Genomic DNA, 8,383 nt, shown 5'->3' with positions numbered 1-8,383 from the left:
GCCCGCCGCTGGACGTCGACGACCCCGAGGCGGAGGGCGCGGGTCCGGGCGTCGGCGTCGTGGGAGAGGGCCAGCCAGCCGCCCACTCCCGCCAGGACCGCGGCGGCCACGCCCACCGCGCCGAGCTTGAGGCGCCGGCGGCGGGTCGCCTCGGCGCGGTGGCGCGCCGAGCCGGGGCGGGGCGCGCCGGCGGGCCGGGGGACGCGCGCCGTGCCGAGGGCGCCGCCGGCCAGTTCGTCGGGGCCGGGCACCCGCATGCTGGTGTGGGTGTCGCGGTTGGAGTCGGGCGCCGAGCCCTGCACCAGGGGCACGGCACCGCGCCGGAGGCCGCCCGCGCGCGGGTCGCCCCCCGCGGCGCCGGCGGCGGCGTACGCGTCGGAGTCCTCGGGCGCGCCGTACTCGCCGCCCGGGCCGGCCGCGCCCGGACCCGCGCCCTCCGCCTCGGGGTCGTCGACGTCCAGCGGCGGGCAGCCGGCGAGCCCCGGCAGCAGTTCGCGCAGCCGCCCGGCGAGCTCCGCGGCGCGCAGCCGGGAGGCGGGCGACTTGGCCAGGCACTGCACCAGGAGCTGCCAGAGCTCGTCGGGGATGCCGGGCAGGGGCGCGACGGTCTCGGTGACATGGCGCCGCAGCACCGCGCCGGGGTGGCCGCCGCCGAACGGGGTGAACCCGGCGAGCAGCTCGTAGAGGACGGTCGCGAGGGCGTAGATGTCGACGGAGGCGCGCGGCGGCAGCCCCTCGATGATCTCGGGGGCGAGATAGTCGGGCGTGCCGATGATGCGGGTGACGCGGGTGCGGCGCGGGGAGTCGACGAGGCGGGCGATGCCGAAGTCGGTGAGCAGCGCCGGGTGGGCGTTGCCCGGGCCGAGCGGGCCGGCCATGTCGAGCAGGACGTTCTCCGGCTTGACGTCGCGGTGGACGATGCCGGCCGAGTGCGCGGCGGCGAGCCCGTCGGCGACGTCGGCGACGATGGCGACGGCCGCCTCGGGGGCGAGCCGCCGCTCGCGGTCGAGCCGGGTGCGCAGGTCGGTGCCGCGCACGAGGTCCATGACCAGGGCGAGGTCGGTGCCGTCCACGACGAGGTCGCGGACGCCGACGACGTTGGGGTGGTCGAGGCTGAGCAGCGCCGTGCGCTCCTGGACGAACCGGCCCACCAGCTCCTGGTCGGAGGCCAGGTCCTCGCGCAGCAGCTTGATGGCGACGGGGCCCTCGGGCCCCTCGCCCAGCCACACCGTGCCGGCGGAACCCCGCCCCAGGACCTGGTGGGCCGTGTACCGGCTACCGATCTTCCGTGCTGCCAAGACTGCTCCGACGTGTCGTGCCTCCGGGGCAGGCCGCGGAGGCTGGCGTTGGCGACAAAGCTACGCGGATACCCGGGTGTTGGGTGCCCCGGATGACGCCAACCGTCACTTCTGTGGGGGAAATCGCCCGCCAGATGTCGACAAATCTCCAAACAGGCCGTGCATTACCAGCGGTAACCAGCGGTTACCTGCCGGTCCCCGAACCGGAACCGCCACCGGAGGAGCTGAAGAGGTCGGAGATCCAGTTCTTGACGTCCACGCCCCAGCTCCAGGCGGCGTCCCAGAAGTCCCGGCCGTCCGCGACCCAGTCCTTGAGCGGGGTGAGCTCCCAGATCAGCCACGCCGCCACCACCAGGATGACCGTGGTGAACAGGCAGCCCTTGAGGCAGCCGAGGCCCGGGATGCGCATCGGGTTGGCGCTGCGCTGCCGGGGCTCGCGGCGCGGGCGCGGCTCCGGCGCCGGCGGCCGCGGCGGCGCGGACCGCTGGGGCTGCGGCTCGGGCCGGCGGCGCGGCGCGTGCTGCGGCTCGGGGCGCTGCCGCGGGTCGGCGTACGGCGCGGGGCCGGCCGCGTACGGGGCCGGGGCGCCGCCCCGGTGTCCGCTCCGGTCGCCCCCGGGGCCGTACGGCTGGGGCGGCTGCTGCTGGGGACGGCGCTGCGGCCGGGCCGGCTGCTGGGCGGGCGGCTGCTGCGGCTGGTACTGCGGCGGCTGGGGGGCCGGGCGGCGCTGCGGACGGCGGCGCAGGGGGTCCTCGCTCGGGTCGAGGTACTGGACCTGCGTCTGCTCGTTGCGGTCGCGCGCGGCCCGCAGCTGGGTCTGCCACGGGTGCGGGTCCTCCGGCCCGTGGCCGGTGGCGCCCGGGTCCCCCGGGGGGCCGCCGGGCATCGGCGGCACGGGCGGCATCACCCGGGTGGGGTCGGCGCCCGGCCCGTCACCCGGCCCGGCGCCGTGCCGCATCACCTGCGTCGGGTCGGCGTCGGAGCCGCCGGGGCCCGCGCCCGTCGACGGCAGCACGCTGGTGGCCGCGTTCGGGTCGTACGCCCCGGCCCCCGGGCCCTGGCCGGAGGCGGAACCGGAACCCGAACCGGAAGGGAAACCGGAGGCGGACGGCGCGTTCGTGGGCAGGACCTGGGTCGGGTCGGCCGCGCCCGGCACCCCGCCGGCGCCGGGCACCTGGGTGGGCGCCGGGTCCGGCGCGAGCAGCGCGCCCACCCCGAAGGCCGCCTCCACCTGCGCGGAGGACGCGTGGACCCCGACGCCCGCGGCGACGGTGCGCAGCGCGCGGGCGAGGTTCTCGGCGCTGGGCCGCTCCTCCGGGTTCTTGCGCAGACAGCGCTCCATGACCGTCCACAGCGGCTCGGGCACGGTCGTGGGGCGGCGCGGCTCCTCGCTCAGGTGGCGGTGGAGCACCTCCAGCGCGGTGGCCCCGGCGAACGGGGGACGGCCGGTCACCAGCTCGTAGAGCAGGATGCCGGCGCCGTAGATGTCGACGGCGGAGGTCTGCGGGCGACCCTCGGCGGACTCGGGCGCGACATAGGCCGGCGTGCCCACGAACTCATGGGTGCGGGTGAGGCCGGGCGAGTCGGCGAGCCGGGCGATGCCGAAGTCGGTGAGCATCGGATGCATCTGCTCGCCCTCGCCGGTGCCGGCCAGCAGCACATTGGCGGGCTTGAGGTCGCGGTGGACCACGCCGTCGGCGTGGCTGGCGGCGAGCGCGTCGGCGATCTGCGCGGTGAGCAGGGAGGCGGCCACCGGGGAGAAGGGGCCGTTGTCCCGCAGGTAGCGGTGCAGGTCGGGGCCGTCGACCAGGTCCATCACCAGCGCCAGCAGATCGCCCTCGACCACCAGATCGCGGGTGCGCACGATGTTGGGGTGGGTGAGCCGCAGCAGCACGGACCGCTCGCGCAGGAAGCGCATCACGACGTCCGCGTCGTTCGCCAGCTCCTCCTTGAGCACCTTGATCGCGACCATTTCGCCGGGCCGGCCGGCCACGGCGGCCTCCGCGCCCGCCGCCTCGCGCTGGCGGGCACGCCAGACGGTCCCGGTGGCTCCGCGTCCGAGCGGCTCCTCGAGCAGGTACTTGCTTCCTACCGGCCGCACGTCATGCGCTCCCTGGTCGTGGTCCTTGCTGGCCCTGCGGATGGTTCTGCCGCGGCGTCCGTGACGGGCGCCACGTCCGTGCCGGTGCGGCGTCCCTTCGCGGCCGCCGCTCCGTACGGGTGTTCCATACGGGGTTCCGTACGGGTGTTCCGTACGGGTGTACGTCCGCCACTGGCCGTCGCGTCCGTTCCCGCTGTCGCGTCCGTTCGGGTGACGCCTCGGCGCCGGGCCCGTCCGCCCCACTGTAATGGCGGGCGGGCCGCGTCGGCCCTGGCGAACGGCGCCGCCCCGCCGGGGTCACCCCGGTCACCCGGGGGCACGCACGCCAGGAAGACGCGGACCGGGGGCGGAAGGTTGCCGGGCGCGGCACGCCGGTGTGCGCGGCGGGCCGCCGGCGCGGTCGAATGCGCGCGCTCGCGTCCCCGAATGGACGACAGATGGTGTTCCACCCGGGCCCGAGCAGGCCCTTTTCCGGTCGGAGCCGATCGATCAAGATCATTACAGGCCGGTCGCCGGGCGCGATGTCAGTGGCAAGTGCGAGGATGCACCCAGCACGGAAGCGGCGGGGCGCGGGGGCTCGGCGTGACGTGGTGACCTGTACGTGCCGACGCGCCCGTGCACGGTGGGGGGCGGGACCCCTTGTCGCGCGTTCCGGGCAGGAAGGGACCGTTGACGGCGATGCAGATCCGGCTGACCGTCCTCGGGCCGCGCAGCGGCCAGTCCACGCGCGCCTGCGACGTGCTCGTCACCGCTCCCGTGGGCACGGCTCTCGCCGCCGTGGCGAACGGCCTCGCGACGGCCGTCGCCGCCGCGTCCGGGGCCGACTCAGGCCCGGTCACCGGCACCGTCGTGCTCTACGCCGGCGCCGAGCGGCTCGACTCCCGGCGCTGCGTGCTCGGTGAACCACCCCTGGTGGACGGCGCGGTGCTCGCCCTGCACGCCCCGGCCGACCCCGGCCGCCACCCCGGCGTGCCCCAGGAGCCGGCCTGGGACGCGACCGCCCAGCTCCATGTCGTCGCCGGCCCGGACGCCGGCGGCGTCCACCTGCTGCGCAGCGGCCAGGTGAGGGTGGGCCGTTCGGCCGACGCGGACGTGCCGCTGGACGACCCCGATGTGTCCCGGCTGCACTGCGCGGTGACCGTCTCGGACGACGGGCGGGTCGCCGTCGCCGACCTCGGCTCCACCAACGGCACCACGCTCGACGGCGATCCCGTGGGCCCTCGGCCCGTGCCGCTGCGGCCCGGCGCGCTGCTGCGCGTCGGCGAGTCGGCGCTGCGGGTGCGGCCGGTGGCCGCCGCGCCCGAGGACCCCGACGCGGGGCCGGCCCGGCTGCCGATCCCGGTCCCGGCGGCGCTGCCGGCCGTGCCGGACGGCGAGGGGCATCTGCGGGTGCCTCTCGGGGGCGGTGACGCGGCGCCAGGGGGCGGCGGGTCGCTGGGTTCTGACACGGTGCCAGGAGATGGCAGCAGTACGGCGGCGGGTGCGGCGGGCTCTCCCGGGCCCGGCCGCGGGGCCGCTACGACCGCGAGTGCGCATACGAGCGCGGGCGCGGGTTCGAGCACGGGTTCGGTTTCCGGCGGTGCGGAGGTCGGCGGCCACGGGGCTCAAGGTGTCGCCCTGCCGGGGCAGCGCCCCGGGGGCGGCCCGGCCCCGAGCACGGGCGCGGAGCGCCGGGCGAGCATCGTCGGCACGGCGTTGCCCGAGGGCACGCGCTCCGGCATGGGCACGGCGGCGGGCCTGTACGGGCAGGTGTCGGGCGCGTCGGACGCTCCGGGCGCGTCTGGGACGTCGGGACCACAGGGTCGGTCTGCGGACGGCGGGTCGGCGGCGGGGCACGGGCAGGGCCCGCGGTTCACGCCCGTCGGCGGCCCCACCCGGCGGCACCCGCTGGCGGCCGCCACCGCGCCCCACACGGGCACGCTCGCCGGCCCCGGCCCCGGCCCCGGCCTCGAAGGGGCCGATGTCCGGCCCACGACGATCGGCGGTGGGGCCCCCGGGGGCGACCCGGCGCCGTACGGGGACGCCGGGGCGTCGGACGGCTGCCCGCTGTCCGACGCGTCGTGTACGTCGTCGCCGTTCTCCGCCGCCTCGACCAGTACGGCCGCCGACGCCGTCACGCAGGAGCGCCCGACTGCCGGCGCACCCGGGCCCGCCGCCCCGCAGGGGGCCACCGGCGGCCCGGTGGACGCGCCCCACGGGGCGGCAACGGCGGCTTCCCCGGCCGGGCCCGCCACGGGCGCCGAGGAGGGGCCGCACGGCCGGACGTTCCCCGCGCAGGGAACGCACAGGCGTGGCGTTTCGGCGACGGTTGCCGCGCCCTCCTACGGAACGGGCGCCTCCGCCGGTGCGGGAGCGGCCGCGGCAGACACGCACGGCGCGGGGCCCGAGGACGAGCCGCGCCCCGGCACGCAGTCCGGCCGGACGCACTCGCGGCAGGCGCGATCGGGCGGTCCCGCAGGGCATCCGGGGGGCGCGCCCAGCAGCAGCCCTTCGGGCACGGAGAGCGGGCCGCACACCACGGCCGTCGGCCCCGACCGCGGCATGCCACGCACGGCAGCGGCCGGGGCGCAGGGGGGCTCCGACGGCCCCCACGGGCAGGCTTCCTCCCCCGCCGGCATCCGTGGCCCCCAAGCCCAGGGCGCCGCGCCACGCCAGGGCGCGTCCTCCGCCCCCGGGACGGCGGCGGCCGCCGAGGGGCACCCAGCGACAGGACACGGCGCCCGTCCCGCAGGGGCAGAAGGCGCGCCCGGCACCACGGCCGGCGCCCCCGGCGACACCCGTACGGCGCCCGGCACGCCGTACGGACACACGGCCCCGCCGCGGGCGGCATCCGTCGACCACCAGGACCAGGCCACCGCACCGAACCAGGGCGCGCCCCGCACTGCGGCGCCCCAGGGACACGCGGCCCATGCCGGTGAGCGCGCTCCCGGCCCCACCGACGTCCGTACGGCGCCCGGCACGCCGTACGGACACACGCCCCCGCCGCAGGCGGCACACGGCGGTCCCCAGGGCCAGGGCACCCCGCCGCACCCGGGCACGCCCTACGCCCCCGAGACGGCCACCGGCTCCGAGGGACACGCAACGGCCGGCGCCGCCGACGCCCGTACGGCAACCGGCGCGCCGTACGGTCAGACGCATCCGCCGCAGGGGGCACACAGCGGTGCCCACGGGCAGGGCACCGCGCCCGGCCAGAGCGCACCCGAGGCGACCGCGGGCACGCCCCGCACAGCGGCGCCCCAGGGACAGGCAACCCATGCCGGCGGGCACGCGTCCGCCCCCGCCGACGCCCGTACGGCAACCGGCGCGCCGTACGGCCACACGCATCCGCCGCAGGCGGCACACAGCGGCACCCAGAGTCAGGGCGCGCCCCACACCCCAGGGACGGCCGCCGGCTCCGAGGGGCACCCCACGGGCGCAGCCGGCGCCCACCGCGCGGGGACCGACGGAGGGCCGCTCACCACGGCCGCCGGTCCCGACCGCGGCACGCCCCGCGCAGCGGCCCAGGCGCAGGGAACCCACGCCCACGGGCAGGGCCGCCCCGACGGCGCCCGTACGGCAACCGGCGCGCCCCACGGCCCCGAGACGGCCGCCGAGGCGCACATGGGCACGCCCCGCGCAGCGGCTGCCCAGGGACACGCAACCCACGCCGGCGGGCGCGCTTCCGACCCCGCCAACGCTCGTACGGCGCCCAACGCGCCGTACGGTCAGACGCATCCGCCGCAGGCGGCATCCGCCGACCCGCAGGGCCAGGGACCCGCGCCCCGCACCGCGGCCGGCGCCCCCGCCGACACCCGTACGGCAGCCAGCGCGCCCTACAGCCGTACACATCCGCAGGCTGCGCACCCGGCCGTCCCCCGGCAGGCCGACGCGACAGGCGCCGCCGCCGACGCCCGTACGGCAACCAACGCGCCGTACAGCTACACGCCCCCGCCGCAGGCGGCACACGGACAGGGCACCGCGCCCGGCCAGGGCGCACCCGACGCACCCGAGGCGACCGCCACCCCCGAGACGCACACGGGCACGCCCCGCGCAGCGGCCCAGGCACAGGCAACGGGCCGCCCCGACGGCGCCCGTACGGCAACCAATGCGCCGTACGGTCACACGCACCCGCCGCAGGCGGCAGGCAGCGGCGCCCACGGGCAGACCGCCGAGAGCCGTACCGCGCCCGTGGCCGGGGGCGGCGCGGAGCAGCGTCAGGGCGCCGGGCGGCCCCACGACCCCGCGTCCGCCGGAGGCGGCACGCGGGCCCGTACGCCCGCGAGGGGCACCGTCGTGCCGCCGCAGGAGCCCGGAGAGCCCCGGGAGGCCCAGGACGCCCGGGAGAGCCAGGAGCCCGCGCGGGCCCGTCTCGGCAGGGGCATAGGAGCGTGGGCCCGGCGGCTCGCCGGAGGGCGCGCCGAGCAGGAGCGGGAGCGGGCCGGCAGGGCCGCCGCCCCCGGCGCCACCGCGCGGGAGCGGCGGGCGGCGAACACGGGCGACGCCCAGCACGCGACGGACGCCCACGGCGCGGAGGACACCGCCCAGGACCGCTGGCCGGACCCGGCCGACGTGCTGCTCACCGCGCTCGGCCCCGGCCCCCGGCTGTGGGAGCGCGGCCTCGCGCACCCCGACGCACTCGTCCTGCGGCTCGGCACGGCCGACCGCGCGGGCGCGCCGCCCGCCCCCGTGACCGTGGATCTGCGCGAGGTCCGCTCGCTGGGCCTGGCCGGCCCCCGGGAGCGGCTGAGCGGGCTGGCCCGGTCCGTCCTGGCGCAGTTGGCCGCGCTGCACTCCCCCGACGTGCTGGAACTGGTCCTCATCAGCGCGGACGCCACCCGCGAGCCGGAGGCGCGGCTGGCGGAGTGGGCCTGGCTGGGCTGGCTGCCGCACGTGCGGCCCGCGCGCGGACAGGACTGCCGGCTGCTGCTGGCGTACGACCGGGACCAGGCCACCGCGCGGCTGCGGGAGCTGACCCGGCGGCTGGACGGCGCCAGGCCCGGCGCGG

3 protein-coding genes are annotated in these 8,383 nt (G+C 78.8%); 1 reads left to right on the top strand and 2 read right to left on the bottom strand.

Annotated elements, in window-relative coordinates:
* Positions 1–1,298 (bottom strand): serine/threonine-protein kinase (locus tag ACSNOD_RS24930; RefSeq protein WP_436769283.1); only part of this gene is annotated, 1,298 nt, incomplete at its 3' end.
* A 184-nt stretch (positions 1,299–1,482) separates the two neighbouring features.
* Positions 1,483–3,399 carry a serine/threonine-protein kinase gene (locus tag ACSNOD_RS24925; protein WP_436769282.1) on the bottom strand — a complete coding sequence of 639 codons (1,917 nt, stop codon included), beginning with the start codon at positions 3,397–3,399 and terminating at the stop codon, positions 1,483–1,485.
* A 678-nt stretch (positions 3,400–4,077) separates the two neighbouring features.
* Between ACSNOD_RS24925 and ACSNOD_RS24920 the strand changes: the two genes are divergently transcribed.
* A partial coding sequence (locus ACSNOD_RS24920; RefSeq protein WP_436769284.1) for an FHA domain-containing protein occupies positions 4,078–8,383 on the top strand: 4,306 nt, incomplete at its 3' end.

This window comes from Streptomyces sp. URMC 123 (assembly GCF_051386515.1).
Lineage (GTDB): Bacteria > Actinomycetota > Actinomycetes > Streptomycetales > Streptomycetaceae > Streptomyces.
The sequence above is the reverse complement of the archived record's forward strand: the minus strand, read 5'-3'. Positions and strand labels throughout refer to the sequence as shown.